This window comes from Mesorhizobium sp. B2-4-19, assembly GCF_006441315.1.
GTDB lineage: Bacteria > Pseudomonadota > Alphaproteobacteria > Rhizobiales > Rhizobiaceae > Mesorhizobium.
Map to the genome: position 1 here is coordinate 1 of NZ_VFUV01000011.1, position 22689 is coordinate 22689.

The 22689-nt window shown below is 62.8% G+C and carries 20 protein-coding genes; 16 read left to right on the forward strand and 4 right to left on the reverse strand.

Annotated features, from left to right (window positions below):
• Window positions 1-256 precede the first annotated feature (256 nt).
• Complete coding sequence (gene rpsB, locus FJ546_RS18950) at window positions 257-1039, forward strand: 30S ribosomal protein S2 (protein ID WP_019858207.1); 783 nt, start codon at window positions 257-259, stop codon at window positions 1037-1039.
• Between the two features lie 110 nt (window positions 1040-1149).
• The gene (gene tsf, locus FJ546_RS18955; RefSeq protein WP_010909555.1) at window positions 1150-2070 is read left to right on the forward strand and encodes a translation elongation factor Ts; all 921 of its coding nucleotides are present in this window, start codon (window positions 1150-1152) and stop codon (window positions 2068-2070) included.
• 13 nt (window positions 2071-2083) lie between these two features.
• On the opposite strand, the gene FJ546_RS18960 is transcribed toward tsf, so the two are convergent.
• Window positions 2084-3019 carry a LysR family transcriptional regulator gene (locus FJ546_RS18960; RefSeq protein ID WP_140890724.1) on the reverse strand — a complete coding sequence of 312 codons (936 nt, stop codon included), beginning with the start codon at window positions 3017-3019 and terminating at the stop codon, window positions 2084-2086.
• A gap of 125 nt (window positions 3020-3144) precedes the next feature.
• Here FJ546_RS18960 and FJ546_RS18965 point away from each other — a divergent pair, with 125 nt between their 5' ends.
• From FJ546_RS18965 to lpxB, 13 genes are all read left to right on the forward strand, one after another.
• Window positions 3145-3672 carry a nuclear transport factor 2 family protein gene (locus tag FJ546_RS18965; protein WP_140890725.1) on the forward strand — a complete coding sequence of 176 codons (528 nt, stop codon included), beginning with the start codon at window positions 3145-3147 and terminating at the stop codon, window positions 3670-3672.
• 37 nt (window positions 3673-3709) lie between these two features.
• Window positions 3710-4819 carry an aldo/keto reductase gene (locus FJ546_RS18970; RefSeq protein ID WP_140890726.1) on the forward strand — a complete coding sequence of 370 codons (1110 nt, stop codon included), beginning with the start codon at window positions 3710-3712 and terminating at the stop codon, window positions 4817-4819.
• A 159-nt stretch (window positions 4820-4978) separates the two neighbouring features.
• Entirely contained in the window at window positions 4979-5701 is a 723-nt protein-coding gene (gene pyrH / locus FJ546_RS18975; protein ID WP_095774470.1) for a UMP kinase, read from the forward strand.
• Between the two features lie 108 nt (window positions 5702-5809).
• Entirely contained in the window at window positions 5810-6364 is a 555-nt protein-coding gene (gene frr / locus FJ546_RS18980; RefSeq protein ID WP_010909550.1) for a ribosome recycling factor, read from the forward strand.
• 2 nt (window positions 6365-6366) lie between these two features.
• Window positions 6367-7134, forward strand: a complete 768-nt coding sequence (locus FJ546_RS18985; protein WP_281405652.1) for an isoprenyl transferase — start codon at window positions 6367-6369, stop codon at window positions 7132-7134.
• Window positions 7131-7946, forward strand: coding sequence for a phosphatidate cytidylyltransferase (locus FJ546_RS18990; protein WP_140890728.1), 816 nt, complete (start codon window positions 7131-7133; stop codon window positions 7944-7946). Before FJ546_RS18985 ends, FJ546_RS18990 begins: the two co-directional genes overlap by 4 nt.
• Window positions 7947-8041: 95 nt before the next feature.
• The gene (gene rseP, locus FJ546_RS18995) at window positions 8042-9184 is read left to right on the forward strand and encodes an RIP metalloprotease RseP (protein ID WP_140890729.1); all 1143 of its coding nucleotides are present in this window, start codon (window positions 8042-8044) and stop codon (window positions 9182-9184) included.
• A 217-nt stretch (window positions 9185-9401) separates the two neighbouring features.
• A complete protein-coding gene (bamA, locus tag FJ546_RS19000) occupies window positions 9402-11783 on the forward strand; it encodes an outer membrane protein assembly factor BamA (protein ID WP_140890730.1) in 2382 nt (793 codons plus the stop codon).
• A gap of 74 nt (window positions 11784-11857) precedes the next feature.
• On the forward strand, window positions 11858-12913 hold the full coding sequence (gene lpxD / locus FJ546_RS19005; RefSeq protein WP_140890731.1) for a UDP-3-O-(3-hydroxymyristoyl)glucosamine N-acyltransferase: 1056 nt from the start codon (window positions 11858-11860) through the stop codon (window positions 12911-12913).
• Window positions 12906-13373: a 3-hydroxyacyl-ACP dehydratase FabZ gene (gene fabZ, locus FJ546_RS19010; RefSeq protein ID WP_020628878.1), complete on the forward strand. Its 468-nt coding sequence runs from the start codon at window positions 12906-12908 to the stop codon at window positions 13371-13373. Before lpxD ends, fabZ begins: the two co-directional genes overlap by 8 nt.
• Window positions 13374-13386: 13 nt before the next feature.
• Window positions 13387-14220: an acyl-ACP--UDP-N-acetylglucosamine O-acyltransferase gene (gene lpxA / locus FJ546_RS19015; RefSeq protein ID WP_140890732.1), complete on the forward strand. Its 834-nt coding sequence runs from the start codon at window positions 13387-13389 to the stop codon at window positions 14218-14220.
• Window positions 14192-15106 carry an LpxI family protein gene (locus tag FJ546_RS19020; RefSeq protein ID WP_140890733.1) on the forward strand — a complete coding sequence of 305 codons (915 nt, stop codon included), beginning with the start codon at window positions 14192-14194 and terminating at the stop codon, window positions 15104-15106. Before lpxA ends, FJ546_RS19020 begins: the two co-directional genes overlap by 29 nt.
• A complete protein-coding gene (gene lpxB, locus FJ546_RS19025; protein WP_140890734.1) occupies window positions 15099-16280 on the forward strand; it encodes a lipid-A-disaccharide synthase in 1182 nt (393 codons plus the stop codon). Before FJ546_RS19020 ends, lpxB begins: the two co-directional genes overlap by 8 nt.
• Before the next feature lie 32 nt (window positions 16281-16312).
• Here lpxB and gltA read toward each other — a convergent pair whose 3' ends face one another.
• Together gltA and gltX are read right to left on the reverse strand one after the other, a co-directional pair.
• Entirely contained in the window at window positions 16313-17641 is a 1329-nt protein-coding gene (gltA, locus tag FJ546_RS19030) for a citrate synthase (RefSeq protein ID WP_140890735.1), read from the reverse strand.
• A gap of 183 nt (window positions 17642-17824) precedes the next feature.
• Window positions 17825-19249: a glutamate--tRNA ligase gene (gltX, locus tag FJ546_RS19035; RefSeq protein ID WP_140890736.1), complete on the reverse strand. Its 1425-nt coding sequence runs from the start codon at window positions 19247-19249 to the stop codon at window positions 17825-17827.
• Between the two features lie 102 nt (window positions 19250-19351).
• Here gltX and FJ546_RS19040 point away from each other — a divergent pair, with 102 nt between their 5' ends.
• Window positions 19352-21808 carry a ComEC/Rec2 family competence protein gene (locus FJ546_RS19040; protein WP_140890737.1) on the forward strand — a complete coding sequence of 819 codons (2457 nt, stop codon included), beginning with the start codon at window positions 19352-19354 and terminating at the stop codon, window positions 21806-21808.
• Here FJ546_RS19040 and lexA read toward each other — a convergent pair.
• Window positions 21802-22539 (reverse strand): transcriptional repressor LexA, encoded by a 738-nt coding sequence (gene lexA, locus FJ546_RS19045; RefSeq protein ID WP_140890738.1) that lies wholly within the window; start codon window positions 22537-22539, stop codon window positions 21802-21804. The two genes, FJ546_RS19040 and lexA, sit on opposite strands and share 7 nt — an antisense overlap.
• Window positions 22540-22689: the final 150 nt, after the last annotated feature.

A 22689-nucleotide genomic window follows, 5' to 3' on the forward strand; every position in this document is an offset into this window, starting at 1 on the left:
CATCCCCAGCCTCCATTGGCTGGCGATAAAACCGGACAACTCATGTGCTACCTAATCCGGACAACTCATGTGCTTACGACAGGTAAAACGCTGCCCCGCTTGCGTTTGTCGCGCTTCCCCTCTATATGCGCGCTCATTCCACACACGGACTTTGGTGTCTGCCCGGGAGAAATCCGGCTGAAACCTCCGGTGGCGTTAGAGGACATCGTCCAAAAATGCCTGTGTCCGTGGAGGCTAACCGGAAAGGAAAATGAGAATGGCTCTGCCTGATTTCAGCATGCGCCAGCTTTTGGAAGCTGGCATTCACTTCGGCCACCAGACCCACCGCTGGAATCCGAAGATGGCGCCCTACATCTATGGCGCCCGCAACAACATCCACATCATCGACCTCTCGCAGACGGTGCCTTTGCTGCACCAGGCGCTGAAGCAGGTTTCCGACACCGTCGCCAAGGGCGGCCGCGTGCTGTTTGTCGGCACCAAGCGCCAGGCCTCTGACATCGTCGCCGATGCGGCGCAGCGTTCGGCTCAGTACTATGTCAATTCGCGTTGGCTCGGCGGCATGCTGACCAACTGGAAGACGATCTCGAATTCGATCCAGCGCCTGCGCAAGCTCGACGAGATGCTGGCCGGCGAGGCCCAGGGCCTCACCAAGAAGGAGCGCCTGAACCTCGACCGCGAGCGCGAGAAGCTCGACAAGGCTCTGGGCGGCATCAAGGACATGGGCTCGACCCCTGACCTGATGTTCGTGATCGACACCAACAAGGAAGCGATCGCCATCCTCGAGGCCAAGCGTCTCGGCATTCCGGTCGTCGCCATCATCGATTCGAACTGCGATCCGGACAAGATCGACTTCCCGATCCCCGGCAATGACGACGCGGCCCGCGCCATCCAGCTCTATTGCGACTTGATCGCCAAGGCTGCGATCGACGGCATCGCCCGTCAGCAGGGCGCGCTCGGCGTCGATATCGGCGCTTCGGTTGAAGCCCCGGTCGAGCCGGCGCTCGATCCGGCTCCGTCGACCGAGACCCCTCAGGCGTAAAACGGCGAGGGCCGGTTCCGGCCTTCATCTTTCTAATATTTTGGCACGCTAAACGGACGCATCATCGAGTACCGGTGGTGCGTCGGTGCATTTAAAACAAAGAGGCGACAATGAGCATTTCGGCTGCACAGGTCAAAGAACTCCGCGACTTGACCGGCGCGGGCATGATGGACTGCAAGGCGGCGTTGAACGAGACCAACGGCAACATGGAAGAAGCCGTCGACTGGCTGCGCAAGAAGGGCATTTCCAAGGCCGACAAGAAGGCCGGCCGCACCGCGGCCGAGGGTCTGATCGGCGTCGACGCCGGCGTGCGCGAAGCTGCCGTCGTCGAGGTCAATTCCGAGACCGACTTCGTCGCCCGCAACGCCGCGTTCCAGGAGATCGTCGCCAACGTTGCCAAGGTTGCTCTCGCCTACGGCACGACGGAAGCCGTCGCTGCCGCGAAGTATCCGGGTTCCGACAAGTCCGTCACCGACACCATCAAGGATGCGGTCGGCACCATTGGCGAGAATCTGGGCTTCCGCCGCTCGGCCAAGCTGACGGTTCCGCACGGCGCGGTTGCGACCTATGTCCACAACGCGGTTGCCGACGGCCTCGGCAAGCTCGGCGTGCTGGTTGCGATCGAAACCACCGGCAATGAGCATGCCGCCAACGCTTTTGGCCGTCAGGTCGCCATGCATGTCGCCGCCACCAACCCGATGGCGTTGACGGCGGAGCAGATCGATCCGGCAGCGGTCGAACGTGAGAAGGCGATCTTCTCCGATCAGGCACGCCAGTCCGGAAAGCCGGAAGCGATCATCGAAAAGATGGTCGAGGGCCGCATGCGCAAGTTCTACGAGGAAGTCGTGCTCCTGAAGCAGGCCTTCGTGCTCAATCCCGACATCACCGTCGAGAAGGCGCTGAAGGATGCCGAGAAGGAAATCGGCGCGCCGGCCAAGATCACCGCCTATTTGCGCTTCGCGCTCGGCGAGGGCATCGAGAAGGAAGAGACCGACTTCGCGGCGGAAGTCGCGGCGGCGGTCAAGAAGTAAACTTCCTACCGCTTTATTCCGAAAGCGTTTTTCGGCCGGATGCCCGCAGGGATGTCCGGCCGATTTCTTGTGCGGTGTCGATAAAGGCCCGCAGTTTCGGCGCCATCGCCGCACGGCGCGGGAAATAGAGGAAAAGGCCGGGTTCCTCGATTGCCGATTGCGGCAGGACCTGCACCAGGCGGCCGGCCGCAAGATCGGCGCGCGCCAGCGGTTCGAACATGTAGGCAAGGCCCACTCCGGCTAGCGCCAGGTCAATCGCCGCGAGCGAATCCGTGACGATGACCGTACCGCCGGTCTGCATCACGACATCCTTGCCGTCTTCGGTCAAATCCCAGCGATAGAGGGCACCGGAGCGGACAAGCCGGTAGCCGATGCAATTGTGGTTGGCGAGATCGGCGACGCTGCGCGGACGGCCGCGGCGCCCGATATAGGCGGGAGAGGCGACGATGACGGTTTTGAACGGAGGTGTGAGCCGCACGGCCACCATGTCCTGCGCGATCATCTCGCCCAGCCGGATGCCGGCGTCAAAGCCTTCGCCGACGATGTCGACCAGCCCCTGGTCGGCGAAAATCTCCACCGTGACGTCCGGATAACGCTCGGCCATTGCCGCGACGACAGGCGTCACCGCCAACGGAATCGCGATGGTGGAGGCGTTGATCCTGAGCAGGCCGGACGGCCTGCCCTTGACGCTGCGGATCCGATCGATCCGCTCGCCAATATCCTGAAGGGCAGGGGCCGCGGTCTCCACCAGCGCCTTGCCGGCCTCGGTCAGCGAAACGCTGCGCGTCGTGCGCGCGAACAAGGGCTGCCCGACGCGCTCCTCAACGAGGCGCACCGCATGGCTGACCGCTGACGGGCTCATGCCGAGTTCGGCCGCGGCAAGCGCGAAGCCGCCACGCCGGGCAACGGCCACGATGACAGGCAGATGCGTGAGGAGATCCCGATCCATTCATGCACGATATCGCATGGTCTTTGCAGACAATGCAATCTTATCGATGCCAACGCGGTGATCCACATTGTCGCCAACACGTCGGCGCCCACGGCAATCGGCCGATGGTATCAAGGAGAAGAGACATGAATGCATTGAAGCACGTTACGTTCGCGGCAGGCATGGCGCTGGCGCCGGTCGATGCCGGCGGGGCCGAACCTTCCGGCTGGCAGGCGCTCGCGGACGAACGCGCGGTCATCCGCATCGCCGACGGCATCGACCGCGCCGTCGACGCGCAGGACTGGAAACTGGCGCGCAGCTACTTCGCGGATCGGGTCATCGCCGATTTCAGCAGCCTGTCCGGGCAGCCGGCGGCCAACATCGCCTCCGACGACCTGATCGGTGCCTGGGCCGGCAATCTCAAGGGCTCGAAGACAAGCCTGCATCTTCGTACCAATCATCAGGTCGTTCTCGAGGCGGACACGGCGACCGTCCGTTCGAATGGCTATGCCTGGAACCGGATGGAAGGCAATGGCGACCCGCTTTGGGAAGTCTGGGGCACCTATGAGCATCACCTGACGCGCTCCTCCTCCGGCTGGAAGGTGGACGGCTTCACGTTCCGCATGACGCATGAGCGCGGCAATCCTTGGGTCAAGGCGACCCCAGGCCTGTGAGGCCACAGCTTTCACCAGCAAGTATTGGAAAACGATCATGACCATGACCTATTACACACTCGGCAATAGCGGCCTCAGGGTCAGCCGGCTGGCGCTCGGCACGATGACTTTCGGCAAGGAATGGGGCTGGGGAGCCGACAGGGAGACAGCCCGCGCGATGTTCGACGCCTATGTCGAGGCGGGCGGCAATTTCTTCGACACGGCGGACCTCTACACCGGCGGCACGGCTGAAGCCTGGCTTGGCGAATTCATCGCCGAGCGGGGCTTGCGCGACACTGCGGTGATCGCCAGCAAGTTCACCATGAACATGCAGCCGGGCAATCCGAATGCCGGCGGCAACGGCCGCAAGAACATCATGCGCGCGGTCGATGCTTCGCTGAAGCGGCTGGGCACCGACTATATAGACCTCTATCTCATGCATGTGTGGGACAGGCTGACGCCGGCCGAGGAGGTCATGCGCTCGCTGGATGATCTCGTGCGTGCGGGGAAAATTCGCCATGTCGGCCTGTCCGATGTGCCGGCCTGGTATGCGGGACGGGCACAGGCGATCGCCGAGCTGCGCGGATATGAGCCGGTTTCGGCCCTGCAGCTCGAATATTCCCTGGCCGAGCGCTCGATCGAGAACGAGTTTGTACCTTTCGGCACGCGCCATGGCGCCGGCATCATGGTCTGGAGCCCGCTCGCCAGCGGGCTGCTCAGCGGCAAGTATCGGCCCGCCCAGGCCGGAAATGTGGGCCGGCTTGACGGGTTCCGCAATTCGACGCATCCGGGATTCCAGAAATTCACGGAGCGCAACTGGGCCATCGTGGCCGAACTCGAAAAGGTCGCATCCGAACTCGGCTGCAGCATGCCGCAGGTCGCGCTCAACTGGGTGGCGACGCAGCCGGGGATCGCCACCGTCATCCTCGGTGCGACGACGCTTGCCCAGATCAAGGACAATCTTGGCGCGCTGGATTTCGAGATTCCGGCAGGGCTTCGCGACCGGCTGGATGCGGTCAGCAGAACGCCGGCGCCGTTCCCCTATTCCTATTTCGGATCGCAGATACAGGCACGCGTCACCGGTGGTGCGGCAACCGGCGACAAGCCCTCCGGCTACGCATCGCCGGTGCTTGTCGAGGGCGAGCCGGCCAGCGTGTCGACCGACTGATCGATCCCGCAGCTGGCCACCAATTTGCCGGTCGGGCGCCGCGTGACATCGCGGCGCCCTTCGTGTATCGGAACTCGGCATCATGCCAATGTTGGGGCGCGGCGCCTGGGCGAGGGCGGCCAGCCCAGGCGCGACCACATGAAAAATGACGAGGACCAGATGACGGTGAAGCCCCTCTACCGACGTGTCTTGCTGAAAGCGTCGGGCGAAGCGTTGATGGGCGAACAGCATTTCGGCATCGATGTCTCGGTCGTGGATCGCATCGCCGCCGACATCGCCGAGGCCCGAGCGCTGGGCATCGAGGTCGGCGTCGTCATCGGCGGCGGCAATATCTTCCGTGGTGTGGCCGTCGCCTCCAAGGGCGGAGACCGCGTTACCGGCGACCACATGGGCATGCTTGCCACGGTCATCAACTCGCTGGCGCTGCGCACCTCGCTGAACAAGATCGGCGTCGACGCCGTGGTGCTGTCCGCGATCGCCATGCCGGAGTTGTGCGAAAGCTTTTCGCAGCGCCAGGCCACCGCCTACATGAACCAGGGCAAGGTCGTGATCTTTGCCGGCGGCACGGGCAATCCGTTCTTCACCACTGATTCGGCGGCGGCACTGCGCGCGGCCGAAATCGGCGCCGATGCGCTGTTCAAGGGCACGCAGGTCGATGGCGTCTATTCGGCCGACCCGAAAAAGGATCCGAATGCGACGCGTTTCGAGCGCATCAGCCATGCCGAAGTCATAAATCGAGGCCTTTCCATCATGGATACGGCTGCGATTGCACTTGCGCGCGAAAACAACATTCCGATAATCGTCTATTCGATCCACGAAAAAGGTGGTTTCGGCGATATTCTGAGGGGCGGCGGCCGCTGCACGGTCGTCGCCGACGGTTGATCCGGAGCCTGATCCCTGGAAAGGGAGACCGGCTTTTCGAAAATCAGGCTCGAACGGGGCCTTGCCCCGAGGCAGTGAACCCGCGGCAGACGGGTCGAGGAGACTAAGATGAGTGGTGAGTACGACGATCTAAAGCGGCGCATGGATGGGGCAATCGCCGCGTTCAAGCATGATTTGGCTTCGCTGCGGACCGGCCGCGCCTCAAGCAATCTGCTCGATGCCATCCAGGTGCAGGCCTATGGCACCACCATGCCGATCAACCAGGTCGCCAACGTCACGGTGCCGGAGCCGCGCATGATCTCGGTGTCGATCTGGGACAAGTCGATGGTCGGCGCCGTCGACCGCGCCATCCGCGAATCCAATCTGGGCTTCAACCCCATCGTCGACGGCACCAATCTGAGGATTCCGCTGCCGGAGCTCAACGAGCAGCGCCGCAAGGAACTGGTCAAGATCTCGCACGGCTATGCCGAGAATGCGCGTGTCGCCGCGCGCCATGTGCGCCGCGACGGCATGGACTTCCTGAAGAAGGCCGAGAAGGACGGCGTCATCAGCGAGGATGATCAGCGCAAGCGTTCGGATCAGGTCCAGAAGCTTACAGACGAAACGATCAGCACCATCGATCATCTGCTTTCCGACAAGGAAGCTGAAATCATGCAGGTTTAGGGTTGGCGGCCGCCGGCTGGCCCGAAAGCGAGATTATGACAACGCCCGCGCATGTCGCGATCATCATGGATGGAAATGGACGCTGGGCCAAGGCGCGCGGCATGCCGAGGCTTGCCGGTCATCGCGCCGGGGTCGAAGCATTGCGCAAGACGGTGCGCGCGGCGCCCGATCTCGGCATCTCCTTCCTGACCGTCTATGCGTTCTCGTCGGAGAACTGGTCGCGGCCGAAGGCCGAGGTCAGCGACCTGATGGGGCTGTTGAAGCTGTTCATCCGCCGTGATCTCGCCGAACTGCACCAGAGCGGCGTGCGCGTCAGGATCATAGGCGACAGGACAGGGCTGCAGGCCGACATCCGAGGGTTGCTCGAAGAGGCAGAATCGCTGACCGCCCGTAACGAGTCCCTGACGCTGGTAATCGCCTTCAATTATGGCGGGCGCGACGAGATCGTCCGCACGGCGCGCAAGCTTGCCTTGGCCGCGGCGCGCGGCGAAATCGACGCCGAATCGATCACCGCAGAGAGCTTTGCCGGCTGTCTCGACACGCAAGGCATACCCGATCCGGAACTGGTCATACGCACCAGCGGCGAGCTTCGCCTGTCCAACTTCCTCTTGTGGCAGGCCGCTTACAGCGAGCTCGTCTTCCTGCCTTGCTATTGGCCTGACTTCGGCCGCGAACACCTTGCCGAGGCGTTGCGCGAATTTGCCGGCCGCGAACGCCGTTTCGGCGGATTGGGCCCGCAAGACGTCGCTTCGCGACCGGCCGCGGGATGAGCAACCTTCAGCTCCGCGTCATTTCAGCGGTCGTGCTTGCCGTTATCGCCCTTGGCCTGACCTGGCTTGGTGGCCTGCCATTCCGACTGCTGTGCGCGGCCATGTCGGCGATGATCTTCCACGAGTGGACACGCATGTCGCGGCCAGCCGCGGCCAATGGGCTGGGCTTCCTGCCCGAGGCGCTGTTCGTCGTTTTCATCGGCGCCTTGATCGCCGGGCTCGCCGCATCGTGGCTGCTGCTGCTCGTCGCGTTTCTGATCGCCGTTACGGCGACTGCCGCCCTGGTTCGCAAGGCCGGGCAGTGGGAGGCAAGCGGTCTTGCCTATGCCAGCGTGTCCGGCCTGTCGCTTGCGTTGCTGCGTGATGGCGACCATCCGGGCCTCGTCGCCATCCTGTTTCTGTTCGCGGTCGTCTGGGCGACCGACATTTTTGCCTATTTCGTCGGGCGCGCCGTCGGTGGTCCCAAGCTGGCGCCGTCGATTTCGCCCGGCAAGACGCGCAGCGGCGCGGTCGGCGGCGCGGTCGGTGGCGTTGTCGCCGGGGTCATGCTGGCAGCAGCCGCCGGTGCCGGCAATCTGGCCTTGCTTGGCCTCGCGGCGCTTGTGCTTTCGATTATCGCTCAGGCTGGAGACCTGTTCGAATCCTGGGTCAAACGGCGGCATGGCCGCAAGGATTCGGGCGTGCTCATTCCAGGCCATGGCGGTGTCATGGACCGTGTCGACGGGCTTGTCGCGGCGGCTCTTGCCCTATACGTCATTGGCTGGATTTCGGCGGGCGCCGATCATCCGGCGCAGGGGCTATTTCCGATTTGAACGGTGTCGTTTCACGATCTGGTGCGGGCGTGCCTTGGATTCGCCTGGATTGATGTCACAGTCACCGCGACAGCGGAAGAATTTGAGGGCATGAGTTGAACGGGATTCTTCACGCGTTTTTCAGCACCGAAAGCTTTTTTCTCGGCACGCTCGTGCCGTTTCTCTTCGTGCTGACCGTGGTCGTGTTCGTCCACGAGATGGGCCACTACCTCGTCGGCCGCTGGTGCGGCATCGGGGTCAGGGCCTTCTCGATCGGCTTCGGTCCTGAACTCATCGGCTTCAACGACCGGCATGGCACGCGCTGGAAGCTTTGCGCCATACCGCTTGGCGGCTATGTCAAATTTGTCGGCGACATGAACGCCACCTCCAGCCAGCCCACCTCGCAAGAGCTCGAAACGCTGACCGACGCGGAGCGCAAGGTCGCCTTCCACACACAGGCCATCTGGAAGCGTGCGGCGACCGTGGTGGCCGGGCCCCTGTTCAATTTCCTGCTGGCGATCGTCGTCTTCTCCGTGCTGTTTGCGTCCTATGGGCGTTATGTCGCAGAGCCCATGGTGGCGGAAGTCACGGCGGACAGTCCGGCGGCAAAGGCCGGCATTCAGCCTGGCGATCGATTCGTCAGTGTCGACGGCAGCAAGGTCGAAACCTTTGGCGATGTGCAGCGGCTGGTCTCGGGCCGCGCCGGCGATACCATCACCTTTGTCATGCTGCGCGACGGCAAGGAAGTCACGGTGACCGCGACGCCGCAGTTGATGGAGCAGCAAGACGCGCTCGGCAACAAGGTCAAGGTCGCCGTGATCGGCGTCGTCAACAACAAGGAACTCGGTCAGCCGCGTCTCATGACCTACACACCGGTCGGGGCGGTTGCGGCGGCAGTTGAGGAAACAGGCCACGTCATCCAACGCACCGGCCAGTTCTTGCAGCGTTTCGCCGTCGGGCGCGAGGACAAGTGCCAATTGGGCGGTCCCGTCAAGATCGCGGACATGGCCGGCAAGGCTGCGAAACTCGGTTTCGAATGGCTCGTGCAACTCGTCGCGCTGCTCTCGATTGGCATAGGTATTCTAAACCTTTTGCCGATTCCCCCCCTCGACGGCGGCCATCTGTTGTTCTACGGGGTGGAGGCCGTCATTCGCCGGCCGGTGTCGGAACGGATGATGGAAATGGCCTATCGGGCCGGTCTGCTCCTGGTCTTGTGCTTCATGGGCTTCGTATTCTGGAACGATCTGTTTGGATGCTGAAATCATGAAGAAATTTGGCTTTGGCATGGTCGATGTTGAGACGCCGTTTACCATGCACGGGGATATGAGTGACGCGAAAGCCACGCACCAGGGTTAAGTAAATACAAATTAACCAGAAGCCTTGCGTGTAGGGAAAATCCGGTTAATACGGTAGGGGAAATTACCGCACGTCCGGTTTTCTCGCCGTGGGGACTACGAGAAAAGGTTATTAAGCCCGATGAAGGCAGCATCCAAGTTTCTGAGCGCCGCGTCAGCGGCGGCACTGTCCGCCGCTCTGGTCGTGCCAGGTGCGCTCGCAGTACAATTCGTTGCCACATCGGCGGCTGAGGCCGCTGTCGTCAGCAGGGTCGAGGTGAGCGGCAACCAGCGTGTCGACGCCGATACCATTCGCAACTACATCACCATCAAGCCCGGCAAGACCTTCTCCAGTTCCGATGTGGACGCGGCCGTCAAGGCGCTGTTCGGCACCGGCCTGTTCTCGGACGTCCAGATCAATCAGGTCGGCTCGACGCTGGTGGTCAAGGTTGCCGAATACAAGGTCGTCAACCAGGTGCTGTTCCAGGGCAACAAGAAGCTCAAGGACAATGCGCTTGAGGCGGCGGTTCAGCTGAAGCCGCGTGGCACATTTTCGCAGGCGACGCTCGATTCCGACGTCGAGGCCGTGAAGGCCGCTTATAGGCGCATTGGCCGCGATGATGCCGGCGTGACCACGCAGGTCATGGAACTCGGCGACAACCGCGTGAACGTGGTGTTCCACATCACCGAAGGCGACCGTACGCAGATCGCGGCGATCAATTTCGTCGGCAACAGCGCCTATTCGAGCCGCCGTCTGTCGGACGTGATCAACACCAAGCGTTCGTCCTGGGTGTCGTTCATCCTGCGCGACGACGTCTATGACGAGGACAAGTTGCGCGCCGACCAGGAGCTGCTGCGCCGCTTCTACTACAATCACGGCTACGCCGATTTCCAGGTCGTGTCGGCCGTCGGCGAACTCGACAATGCGACGAACAAATACACGGTCACCATCACCGTCCAGGAAGGCGAGCGCTATAATTTCGGCGATATCAGCGTCGAAAGCACGATCCCGGAAGTCGACTCCAAGTCGCTGGAATCTGTGGTCGAGACCCACAAGGGCGATGTCTACAACGCCAAGGATGTCGAGGACTCCATCATCGCTCTCACCGAGAAGGTGGCCGGTTCAGGCTATGCCTTCGCGCAGGTGACGCCGCGCGGCGACCGCAATTTCGAGAACCATACGATTTCGGTGGTCTATACGGTCGACCAGGGCACCAAGGCCTATATCGAGCGCATCGAGATCCGCGGCAATGACCGCACGCGTGACTATGTCATCCGCCGCGAGTTCGATGTCAGCGAAGGCGATGCGTTTAACCAGGTGCTCATCCAGCGCGCGAAGAAACGCCTTGAAGACCTGAATTATTTTGACAAGGTCGAAATCTCGACGGTGCCCGGCTCGCAGCCCGATCAGGTCGTGCTGGTGGTCGACGTGGTCGAGAAGTCGACCGGTGAATTCTCCGTTGGTGCCGGCTATTCGACCGGCGGTGACTCGGCAGGCCCGTCCGTCGAAGGATCGATCACCGAGCGCAACTTCCTCGGTCGCGGCCAGTTCATCAAGCTGTCGGCGGGTGGCGGCAAGAATTCGCGTGACTATGCCGTCTCGTTCACCGAGCCGTATTTCCTCGGACGGCGCATCGCCGCCGGCTTCGACATCTACAAGTCGACGAGGGAATACAACAACAACTATGACAGCGATACCATAGGTGCGACGGTTCGCTTCGGGCTGCCGATCACCAACAGCATCACGACCCAGCTGGCGTATAATATCTCTCAGGAGAAGTATAAGGTCGACAACAGTTGCGGCCCTACCAGCGTCGCAGATCCAGACGGCGCCTGTACGATTTCGCCAGCCATCCTGGATGGCATCGCGCAAAGCCCGTGGATCAAGTCGTCTATCAGCCTTGGGCTGGTTTACAACACCATCGACGACATGAAGAACCCGCATGAGGGTATCTACGCCAACACGACCGTGGAGGTCGCGGGTGTCGGCGGCGATGCCAAGTTCGTGAAGATCACCGGTCGCGGCAGCGTCTATCAGACGCTGTCCGAGCAGCTCGACCTAGTCGGCCTCATTTCAGGTGGCGCGGGCCACGTCGAGGGTTACGGCAACGAAGGTGGTCTGCGCATCTTCGATCAGTTCCAGAGCACCGACCGCATGATCCGCGGCTTTGCCTATGGCGGTATCGGCCCGGTCGACTCCGCCGGTGTTGGCGACCATCTGGGCGGCACGACCTATTTCAACGCCTCGGCCGAAGCCCAGTTCCCGCTGCCGGTCGTTCCCGAGAGCTTCGGCCTGCGTGGCGCGGTGTTCGCCGACGCGGCGACGCTCTACGGCAACAAGATTGCGGATCAGACACTGGTCGATCAGGATTCGACCCGCATGAAATTGCGCGCTTCGGTCGGTGTCGGCCTGATGTGGGCCTCGCCGTTCGGTCCGATCCGTATCGACTATGCGATCCCGGTCAGGAAGGAAGCGAGCGACGACGTGCAGGAATTCAACTTCGGCATATCGACCCGCTTCTGATCGGCGGCCAACGATGCTCCCGGATTTTTGGATCCGGGAGAAATGTTCCGACCTAGCTGGATATAGCTTCTGGAATGACCGATCCGGTGTTCTTCGCGCCATCACGCCGGTATACGGCGGCCGAAGTCGCGAATCTGACCGGCTCGGTGCTTGTCGATTCCGGCCAATCCGACGTTTCGATCGAGGCGCTGGCGCCGGCCCACGAAGGCGGGGCCAATGCGCTCGTCTTTGTCGACGGCAGGCGCAATTCCGCGCTGATGCCGTCATTGCGGGCGGCCGCAGTGCTGTGTCCGGCGGAATTCGCCAACAAGGCGCCGGCCGGCGTCGCCGTTTTGATCCATCCGCGTCCGCAACAGGCATTCGCGCTGGTTGGGCGCCTGCTGTTCCCGACAGCTGCCACGCCGGGGCCGATGACCGGCGAAACCGGCGTTTCACCGCATGCCCATATCGATCCGACCGCGCATGTCGAAGCCGGCGCCATTATCGAGGCCGGTGTGGTCATCGGGCCAGGCGTCTCGATCGGCAAGGGCACCGTCATCGCGCCAAACGCGGTCATTGGACAATCCTGCCAGATCGGCCGTGACGGCTATGTCGGCCCGGGCGCCAGCATCCAGTATGCGCTGATCGGCAATCGGGTCATCATCCATGGCGGCGCCAGGATCGGCCAGGACGGCTTCGGCTTTGTCGGCGGTGCCAAGGGTCCGGAACGCGTTCCCCAGATCGGACGGGTCGTCATCCAGGATGATGTCGAGATCGGCTCCAATTCCACCGTCGATCGCGGCGCCATGTCCGATACGGTCATCGGTCAGGGCACCAAGATCGACAATCTCGTGCAGATCGCCCATAACGTCCGCATCGGCCGCAATTGCATAGTGGCCGGGCTTTCAGGTATTTCCGGTTCCGTGATCGTGGGTGACAACGTTACGATGGGCGGCGGCGTCGGGCTCGCGGATCACTTGACCATCGGCTCAGGGGCCAAGCTTGCCGCCAGAAGTGGATTTATGAGCAATGTTCCCGCCGGCGAGATCTGGGGCGGTTATCCGGCACAGCCGATGGCGGAAGCCATGCGGGAGATAGCCATGTTGCGCACGATGGCCAGGGCACGCAAGCAGGGCAAGGACAATGGCTGATATGGTGGCGGCGACGACGCTGGAAGCGGTCGACATACTGGGGCTGATGAAGCTCCTGCCGCACCGCTATCCCTTTCTGATGATCGACCGCATCGTCGACATCGATGGCGACGATTCCGCCGTCGGCATCAAGAACGTCACCATCAACGAGCCGCATTTTCAGGGACATTTTCCGGAGCAGCCGGTGATGCCGGGCGTGCTGATCGTCGAGGCCATGGCGCAGACGGCAGGCGCCATCTGCATCCGCAGCCTAGGGGCGTCGAAGCCGTCGCTGGTCTATTTCCTGACCATCGACAACGCCAAATTCCGCAAACCGGTCGTTCCCGGCGACCAGTTGAAGATTCACGTCAAGAAAATCAAGAAGCGCGGCAACCTGCTCAAATTCGCCTGCGAAGCCCTGGTCGATGGCACCAAGGCGGCCGAGGCCGAGATTTCAGCCATGATGGTCACCGGCGACTGACGATCGAGTGCTTATGAAAATCAAGACTTCAATCCATCCTTCCTCCGTCGTGGAAGAGGGCGCTCAAATCGGTCAGGGTGTGCGCATAGGGCCGTTTTGCCACATCAGCGCCGATGCCGTGATCGGCGATGGTGTCGAACTGGTCAGCCATGTCTCCGTCATGGGCGCGACCACCATCGGCGCCTCGACCAAGGTCTATCCGATGGCGACATTGGGCGCACCGCCGCAGAACACCAAACACAAGGGCGGCCGCACGACGCTGGTCATCGGCGCCAACTGCACCATCCGCGAAGGCGTCACGATGCATGTCGGCACCGACACCAGCCGCGGCGAAACGACAGTGGGCGACAATGGCAATTTCCTTGCCTACGCCCACATCGCCCATGATTGCGTTGTCGGCAAGAACGCCACCTTCGCCAATGGCGCGACGCTGGGCGGCCACTGCGAGATTGGCGACAACGTCTATATAGGCGGCCTCAGTGCCGTTCATCAATTCGTGCGCGTCGGCGACAATGCTTTTCTTGGCGGGTGCTCGGCCTTCGTTGGTGACGTCATTCCCTATGCCATTGCCGTCGGCAACCGCGCCAGCTTGCGCGGTTTGAACATCGTTGGCCTCAAGCGCGCCGGTCTGCCGCGTTCCGAAATCTATCTGTTGCGCAAAGCCTATAGGACGATTTTCGACCGCTCCCGCACCGTCGGCGAGAACATCGAATTCGCCAAGGCCGAGTTCGCCTCTTCGCCGACCGCCATGAAGATCGTCGACTTCGTCGGCAGTCGCGGCAAGCGGCACTATGCAGTGCCATCGCTAAAAGGCAACGATGGCGACGATACCGACGATGAAGACTGAGGCCGCTTCCGCCGGTCTTGATCTCCCGCCAGATGCCAGGGTCGGCATCATCGCAGGCGGCGGCAGTCTTCCGGTCGAAGTCGCGGCCGGCTCGGCCGGGCAAGGTTATCTGCCCTTCGTCGTCCTCATGGAAGGCGAAGCCGACCGTCTGCCGGAATTGTGCCGGTACGAGCATGAGACCCTGGCCCTTGAGGCGATCGGCTCGCTTATTCCTTTGCTCAAACGCCACAGAATTACCCATCTGGTGCTTGCCGGCGAGATCAAGCGCCGGCCAAGGCTGACGCATCTGCGCCCGAGCCTCAGTCTGCTGGCTGTGATACCAATTGTCGTCATGGCGCTGGCGCGTGGCGACGATGGCCTGTTGAAGGTGGTGGCGCGCGGTCTCGAGGCCCGCGGGATAAAGGTCATGGGCGCCCACGAGATCGTGCCGAGCCTGGTCGCCGCCGAAGGCGTCTTGACCAAAGCGGCGCCGCAGAAATCGGATTGGCGCGACATCGAGGCAGGCTTTGCGGCGGCGAAGGCCATCGGGGCGCTGGATATCGGCCAGGCGGCGATCGCGGTCGGCGGCCGGGCCATCGCGCTCGAGGGCATCGAGGGTACGGCCGGATTGCTCGACCGCGCCAAACTGCTGCGTGGCCACGGCCGCATCGCCGGCAAGACCCGCGGCGTCCTGGTCAAATGCGCCAAGCCTGGCCAGGAACTGCGCGCGGACCTTCCGTCCATCGGGCCGCAGACGGTCGAAGCGGCCCATGCGGCGGGGCTTGCCGGCATTGCCGTCGAAGCGGGGCGCTCGCTGATCCTCGAAGGCCCCGCCACTCTGTCGCGTGCCAATGAATTTGGCCTGTTCATCGTCGGCCTGGCCGTAGCGGAGCCCGCGCATGGCTGACAAGGCGCTGAAGATCGCGATCGTCGCCGGCGAGGAATCGGGTGACCTGCTTGGCGCCGACATCGTGCGCTCGCTCCGGCAGGCAACCGGCCGCGAGGTGCGGCTTGTTGGCCTCGGCGGCCGGCATCTCGGCGAATTGGGCCTAGTGTCGCCCTTTGATGCCGGTGAGATCGCGCTGATGGGTTTCAGTGCCGTCCTGCGCGATCTGCCGCGTCTCATCAGGCGGATCGGTCAACTGGCCAAAACCATCGCCGAGGAAAAGCCGGACTGCCTGGTCACCATCGACAGTCCGGACTTTTCCTTGCGCGTCGCCAGGAAGGTACGGGCGGCCAATCCGTCGATACCGATCATCCACTATGTCTGCCCGAGCGTCTGGGCCTGGCGGCCGGGCAGGGCGGTGGCGATGAAGCCCTATGTCGACCATATCCTCTGCATCCTGCCGTTCGAGGTGAAGGAACTCGGCCGGCTGGACGGCCCGCCGGGCACCTATGTCGGGCATCGCCTGACGCATGATGGGGGCGTTCTTGCCGCCCAGAAGGCGCAGGCCTTGCCGCGCGATCTTGCCCAGGACCGGATCAAGACATTGCTCGTCCTGCCGGGCTCGCGGCGCGGCGAGGTACGGCGGCTGATCGAACCATTCGGCGAGACCGTGTCGATGCTGCGCGCGCGCGGGCATCGGCTGCGACTGCTGCTACCGACGGTTCCGCATGTCGCCGATCTCGTCAAATCCTCGGTCAACTGTTGGGATGAAAAACCCGAAATCATCGTTGATCCGCAACGCAAATGGCAGGCTTTCGGCAAGGCCGACGCCGCGCTGATCGCATCGGGAACCGTATCGCTGGAACTGGCTTTGGCTGGTGTGCCGATGGTGTCGTCCTACAGGCTCGATCCGGTCGCCCGTGCCGTTGCGCCGTATCTTGTGTCGGTCTGGTCGGCGCTGCTGCCAAATCTCATCTCGGATCGCGCCCTTATCCCGGAGTTCTACAACGAGTACGTCAAGCCGAACAATCTGGCTCGCCAACTGGAAGCGTTGTTCGCCGACAGCGGCATGCGCGCCTGGCAGAAGGACGGCTTTGCCGAGATCGCTCGGCGCATGGCGACGGACAAGCCATCGGGTGAGATCGCGGCGGGCGTGGTGCTGCGCCATATAAACCATATAAAAAAGGCGCCCTGAGAGGCGCCTTTTTATGATCTGGACAGCTTCGGTCAGCGCTTGGCGATCGGCACGTAGTCGCGCTCCGGCGCACCGGTGTAGAGCTGGCGCGGGCGGCCGATCTTCTGGCGCGGATCCTCGATCATCTCCTTCCACTGCGCGATCCAGCCGACGGTGCGGGCGACCGCGAACAGCACGGTGAACATGGTGGTGGGGAAGCCCAGCGCCTTCAGCGTGATGCCGGAATAGAAGTCGACATTCGGATAGAGCTTCTTCTCGATGAAATAGGGATCGGTCAGCGCGATCTTTTCCAGTTCCATGGCGATGTCGAGCAGCGGATCGTCCTTGATGCCGAGTTCGCCCAGCACCTCGTGCGCGGTCTTCTGCATGATTTTCGCTCGAGGATCGTAGTTCTTGTAGACGCGGTGGCCAAAGCCCATCAGGCGGAACGGGTCGTCCTTGTCCTTGGCGCGGGCGATGAACTCCGGGATGTGATCGACATGGCCGATCTCGCCCAGCATGTTCAGCGCCGCTTCATTGGCGCCGCCATGGGCCGGGCCCCACAGGCAAGCGATGCCGGCGGCGATGCAGGCGAACGGGTTGGCGCCCGAAGAGCCGGCGAGGCGAACCGTCGAGGTCGAGGCATTCTGCTCGTGATCGGCGTGCAGGATGAATATGCGCTCCATGGCGCGCGCCAGCACCGGGTTGATCTTGTACTCCTCGCACGGCACGGCGAAGCACATATGCAGGAAGTTTGCCGCGAAACCGAGATCGTTCTTCGGGTAAATGAAGGGCTGGCCGATGTGGTACTTGTAGGCCATGGCCGCAATCGTCGGCATCTTGGCGATCAGACGCATCGACGCCACCATGCGCTGGTACGGGTCCGAGATGTCGGTGGAGTCGTGATAGAAGGCCGACAGCGCGCCGACCACGCCGCACATCACCGCCATCGGATGCGCGTCGCGGCGGAAGCCGGTGAAGAAGCGCGACATCTGCTCGTGCACCATCGTGTGCCGCGTCACGCGATAGTCGAAATCGTCCTTCTGCGCCTTGGTCGGCAGTTCGCCGTAGAGCAGGAGATAGCAGACTTCGAGGAAGTCGCCGTGTTCCGCCAACTGGTCGATCGGATAGCCGCGGTGCAGGAGAATACCGGCATCGCCGTCGATGAAGGTGATCTCGGACTCGCAGCTTGCCGTCGAAGTGAAGCCGGGGTCGTAGGTGAAGGCGCCGGTCGTGCTGTAGAGCGAGGCGATGTCGATGACGTCGGGTCCGACGGAGCCGCTTCGCACCTTGAATTCATGGGTCTTGCCGGCGAATTGAAGCGTTGCGGTAGCTTCTTGGTTCGCGCCGCCCATATCCAGTTTTTTCGCAGCTTCGGTCATTGCAAACTCCTTGTTGTTTCCTCATGCCGGCAAGGGCAAATTCTGCAGAGCGACACGTCGAAATCACCGCAATGCGCGTATTCGCCACCGCATTTTAGGAGGTGCGTGCCAGATTGGGCCAAGGCCTAATGTTGCACTGCGAAACGCGCCTTTCAATGCCAATCTTCTTGGGCCAGTTTGCTCCTAATCGATTTGATCCGCTATGCGCGCCAGGCTTTCCTCGCGCCCAAGCACGGCAAGCACGTCGAACACGCCGGGCGAGGTGCTTTTGCCGGTCAGCGCGGCCCGCAACGGTTGGGCCACGGCGCCAAGCTTGTGGCCACCGGCCAGCGCATAGTCGCGGATCGCGGCTTCCGCCTCGGCCGCCGTCCAGTCGCTCGACAGCGCATTCAAAGCTTCGTGAGCGCCGCGCAGGATCTTGCGGGCACCGTCATTGAGCAGGAGGGCCGCCTTCTCGTCGACCGGCAGCGGGCGCGTGGCGAACAGATAGGCCGCGCCATCGACGAGCTCGACCAGCGTCTTGGCGCGCTCCTTCAGGCCCGGAAGGGCCGCCAGCAACTGTGCCTTGCTGTGTTCGTTGAGGCGCGCGGCCATCGCCGGGCCGCCCTCGAGATAGGGCAGGGTGGCGATGAAGATGTCCAACAGCTCCGCGTCGGCCATGCGTCGCATATGCGCGCCGTTGATGGCTTCCAGCTTGGCGAAATCGAAGCGGGCAGCGCCCTTGTTGACGTCGCCGATATCGAACCACGAGATCATGTCCTTGATCGACATGATCTCGTCATCGCCATGACTCCAGCCCAGGCGCGCCAGGTAGTTGAGCAGTGCCTCCGGCAGGTAGCCCATGGCCCGATAGGCTTCGACGCCGAGCGCGCCATGGCGCTTCGACAGCTTGGCGCCATCGGCGCCATGGATCAGCGGGATGTGCGACATGGACGGCACGTCCCAGCCCATGGCGTTGTAGATCACGGTCTGGCGGGCGGCATTGGTCAGGTGGTCGTCGCCGCGGATGATGTGCGTGACACCCATGTCGTGATCATCGACGACGACGGCATGCATGTAGGTCGGGTTGCCGTCCGAACGCAGGATGATGAAGTCGTCGAGATCCTTGTTGGGGAAACGCACCTCGCCCTGGACGCGGTCATGGACGATCGTCTCGCCTTCGGTGGGCGCCTTGATGCGGATGGCGCCCTTGACGCCCGCAGGCGCCTCCGAGTGGGCGCGGTCGCGCCACTGGCCGTTGTAGCGCGGCGGCAGGCCCTTGGCCCGTGCTGCCTCGCGCATCGCTTCGAGCTCGGCCGGCGTTTCGTAGCTGTAATAGGCCTTGCCCAAGCGAACGAGTTCTTCGGCGACCTCGCGGTGGCGCGGCGCGCGCTCGAATTGCGAGACTGCGGCGCCGTCCCAGGTCAAGCCGAGCCAGGTGAGGCCGTCGAGGATGGCGGCCGTCGCGGCGGCGGTCGAACGCTCGCGATCGGTGTCTTCGATGCGCAGCAGCATCGTGCCGCTGGTGTGCTTGGCATAGAGCCAGTTGAACAGCGCCGTGCGCGCGCCGCCGATGTGCAGATAGCCGGTGGGCGAGGGGGCAAAACGGGTGACGACCTTGTCGGACATGAAACTCTCGGAAACCATCTGAAGCGGGGTGCGGCTGCGCGGACTTTCGCGCGTCGCGCGTTCATGTAGCATAGGGCGTCAGGGGTGCAAGGGGCAGACCCGATGGCTGGACGAGGCCGGGGCTCGGAACAGGGCGAGGACGCTGGTGTTGGCGTCAGCGAACGGTCCCTGTTTGCGATTGCGCCGCCAGTCTCGCAGCCGCTATCGCCTCTGGTGCCGGGCTCCGATGGTCAATCGCCGCGGGCAGATATGCCGCCGATACCTCCGCCGCCTGCGTCAGGCCGGATTGTGCGTGTCCGGCGGCGACTCGCCCGGGTTTCCTGGCCTCGCCTGCGCCATAGTGCGGCGACGGCAGCCGAGCTCGAGCTTGACCGGGGCATCGCCTTCCTGCTGGTGCCGGTTTGTCTGGCCGCTGGAGCGATCGGCTATTATTCGCTCGCGGCGGAGCCTGATTTTGCAAAGCCTGTCGCGGTCGTCGTGCTGATGGCGGTCTGTGCGCTTGTTTCGCGCTCCTGGCCGAAAACCCATCTGGGCTTCATGGCGGCATTGTTGTGCGCGCTTGGCCTGCTTGTCGCCAAGGTCGAGACATGGCGGGCGAGCACCCAGATGCTGGGTTCGGAAATCTCGACGCAAGTGACCGGCCGCGTCGTTTCGCTCGACCGGATGGAGACCGGCCGCATCCGGCTGACCATCGACGTGACGTCGACCGCACGGCCGAAACTGCGCTATGCGCCGGAAAGGGTCAGGCTTTCGGCGCGGGATATCCCGGCGGAAATGACCGCCGGCTCCATGGTCACCGGCTACGCTAAACTGTTGCCGCCGACCGGCCCGGTGCGGCCGGACAGTTACGATTTCTCCTTCGACAGCTATTTCGCCGGTATTGGCGGCAGCGGCTTCTTTCTCGGCAATCCAAAGCTTGTCTCAGCCATGGACGACGAGGTGCCGCTCACGGCCCGCCTTTTCTCGGGGATAGAAAATGCTCGTCAAGCCATTGCCGACCACATCAGGGCCAGGGTTGGCGGTGCCGAGGGTGAGATCGCGGCGGCGCTGATCGTCGGCGTGCGGGCCGGCATTCCCGATGAAATCAACGAGGCGATGCGGCGCACCGGCATCTATCACATCATCTCCATTTCCGGACTGCATATGGCGCTGGTCGCCGGTACCATCATGGGGCTGCTGCGCGGTGCCTTCGCGCTGTTTCCGGACTTTTCCGCGCGTCGGCCGGTGAAGAAATACGCCGCCGCCGCCGCCCTGTTCTCGATCGCCGCCTATCTCGTCATTTCCGGTGTCGTCGTTGCCGCCGAGCGCAGCTTCATCATGCTGGCGGTGATGCTTATCGCCGTCCTATTCGATCGCGCGGCACTGACCATGCGCAACCTCGCCATCTCGGCGATCGCCGTCATTGTGGTGTCGCCGCATGAGGTTGTCGGCCCAAGCTTCCAGATGTCGTTCGCCGCGACCGCCGCGCTGGTCGGCGCCTATGCCGGCTGGGCGGATCACCACGCAGGAGAGGCAAGACCGCCACCGCCAAAGCGAACTCTGCCGGGTTCTCTCACGCGAAAATTCCTGCTGGCGACGGGCGGGCTGGCGATGACCTCCATCATCGCCGGCTGCGCCACGGCGCTGTTTGCCATCTGGCATTTCCAGCGTGTGTCGCCGCTCAGCCTGTTCGCCAATCTGGCCGTCATGCCGATCGTGTCACTGATTGTCATGCCTTTCGCTGTTCTCAGTTCTCTTGCGATGCCCTTTGGTGCCGACGGTCCCTTCCTTTACGTGATGGGCAAGGGCCTGACCGCAATGATCGCCATATCGGCGTGGATATCGGAACGCTCCCCGGTCGATGCGGTCGGGCTGATCTCGCAGCAATCCGTGCTGCTGGTGACCATCGCCCTGGTCATCGCGACGATGGCGACGACCTGGCTGCGGCTCGCGGCAGTGCCATTCGCGCTTGCCGGCCTGCTGACAATATCGGATACGCGCACCCCGGATGTGCTGATTTCCGAAGATGCGCGGTTGGTGGCGTTGCCGATCGGCGGTGGAGAACTCGCGGTCAGCCGGACTCGCCCGAGCGAGTTCACCGTCGACAATTGGAAACGCGCGCTGGTGTCCGAAACCATCGTCGTGCCGGAGATGTTCGACAGGGCGGACGGGCAATTCGACATTGCCGATGCCGTCAATCTGCCGCCGGGAGCACCGTTCTACTGCACGGATGGCGTCTGTCTTGCCCGGCACCCGTCGGGTGCGATCATTGCGCATGTCGAAGACCGCAAGAATACCTGGAAAGCCTGCGGTTTCGCCGACCTGATCGTCGTCAATGACGCGACGGGCTATGACGCCTGCCACAATCCGCTGGTTCTTGTTGTCACCAAACGGCAACTTGCCCGCAAAGGCAGTGCCGCCGTGTTCTTCGACCGCCAATCGGCAACCGGTCCGCCAACCGTCAGCTTCGCGGTGGACGGGCCGTATCGGCCTTGGCACGAGCAGCGAAAATTTTCGCGTGAGGCGAGGGGGCTGGCGCCCTATCAAAAACCCGAAAAGACGGCCGTTCCTGCTCAGTAGCGCCGGATCAGTCCGACAAGTTTGCCTTGCACCTTGACCCTGTCTGGCCCGAAAATGCGCGTCTCGTAGGCAGGATTGGCGGCTTCAAGGGCGATCGAGGCGCCCTTGCGGCGGAACCGTTTCAGGGTTGCTTCCTCCTCATCCACCAGCGCCACGATGATCTCGCCCGGGCTCGCCGTGTCGGCGTTGCGGATGATGACCGTGTCGCCGTCGAAGATGCCGGCGTCGATCATCGAGTCGCCCTTGACCTCCAGCGCATAGTGCTCGCCACCCATGATCATATCCGGCGGCACCGAGATCGAATGCGTCTGGTGCTGGATGGCATCGATCGGCACACCGGCAGCGATGCGGCCCATCACCGGGATCGACACGGCGGAAACCGCATCATCATCATTGCCGGCCGCAGGCAAGCGCGACTGCGCCGGCTTGATTTGGCGGCCAAGACCGCCCTGGCCGAGACTGCCCTGGATGACGCTTGGCGAGAATTTCTTTGCCGCGTTAAGGCCGGGCGCGATCGAATCCGGCAGCCGCAGCACTTCCAGCGCCCGCGCCCGGTTGGGCAGCCGGCGGATGAAGCCGCGTTCCTCCAGTGCCGTGATCAGGCGATGGATGCCCGACTTGGAGGCGAGATCGAGCGCTTCCTTCATCTCGTCGAAGGACGGCGGAATGCCGCTTTCCTTGAGCCGTTCATGAATGAACATCAGCAGTTCATGTTGCTTGCGTGTCAGCATGGCGGCCCCCAAGGCATTGAACGAAGGGTGAATCAGAATCGAAAAACAAACCCAGAACAAACACTATCTGTTCCAGTTGTGTTCCGCAACTGTTTAAAGTTTAATGAATTTGTTAACGCGTCTGAAGTTTTTTGGCCGGGGCAGAGGGTC

Coding starts and splice junctions, on each gene's coding strand:
- FJ546_RS18990 (WP_140890728.1), top strand. CDS start 7,131: ATGAGCAACCTTCAGCTCCGCGTCATTTCAGCGGTCGTGCTTGCCGTT.
- lexA (WP_140890738.1), bottom strand. CDS start 22,539: ATGCTGACACGCAAGCAACATGAACTGCTGATGTTCATTCATGAACGG.
- lpxD (WP_140890731.1), top strand. CDS start 11,858: ATGACCGATCCGGTGTTCTTCGCGCCATCACGCCGGTATACGGCGGCC.
- FJ546_RS18970 (WP_140890726.1), top strand. CDS start 3,710: ATGACCATGACCTATTACACACTCGGCAATAGCGGCCTCAGGGTCAGC.
- pyrH (WP_095774470.1), top strand. CDS start 4,979: ATGACGGTGAAGCCCCTCTACCGACGTGTCTTGCTGAAAGCGTCGGGC.
- lpxB (WP_140890734.1), top strand. CDS start 15,099: ATGGCTGACAAGGCGCTGAAGATCGCGATCGTCGCCGGCGAGGAATCG.
- FJ546_RS18965 (WP_140890725.1), top strand. CDS start 3,145: ATGAATGCATTGAAGCACGTTACGTTCGCGGCAGGCATGGCGCTGGCG.
- fabZ (WP_020628878.1), top strand. CDS start 12,906: ATGGCTGATATGGTGGCGGCGACGACGCTGGAAGCGGTCGACATACTG.
- frr (WP_010909550.1), top strand. CDS start 5,810: ATGAGTGGTGAGTACGACGATCTAAAGCGGCGCATGGATGGGGCAATC.
- gltX (WP_140890736.1), bottom strand. CDS start 19,249: ATGTCCGACAAGGTCGTCACCCGTTTTGCCCCCTCGCCCACCGGCTAT.
- FJ546_RS19020 (WP_140890733.1), top strand. CDS start 14,192: ATGGCGACGATACCGACGATGAAGACTGAGGCCGCTTCCGCCGGTCTT.
- FJ546_RS19040 (WP_140890737.1), top strand. CDS start 19,352: ATGGCTGGACGAGGCCGGGGCTCGGAACAGGGCGAGGACGCTGGTGTT.
- FJ546_RS18960 (WP_140890724.1), bottom strand. CDS start 3,019: ATGGATCGGGATCTCCTCACGCATCTGCCTGTCATCGTGGCCGTTGCC.
- bamA (WP_140890730.1), top strand. CDS start 9,402: ATGAAGGCAGCATCCAAGTTTCTGAGCGCCGCGTCAGCGGCGGCACTG.
- lpxA (WP_140890732.1), top strand. CDS start 13,387: ATGAAAATCAAGACTTCAATCCATCCTTCCTCCGTCGTGGAAGAGGGC.
- gltA (WP_140890735.1), bottom strand. CDS start 17,641: ATGACCGAAGCTGCGAAAAAACTGGATATGGGCGGCGCGAACCAAGAA.
- tsf (WP_010909555.1), top strand. CDS start 1,150: ATGAGCATTTCGGCTGCACAGGTCAAAGAACTCCGCGACTTGACCGGC.
- rpsB (WP_019858207.1), top strand. CDS start 257: ATGGCTCTGCCTGATTTCAGCATGCGCCAGCTTTTGGAAGCTGGCATT.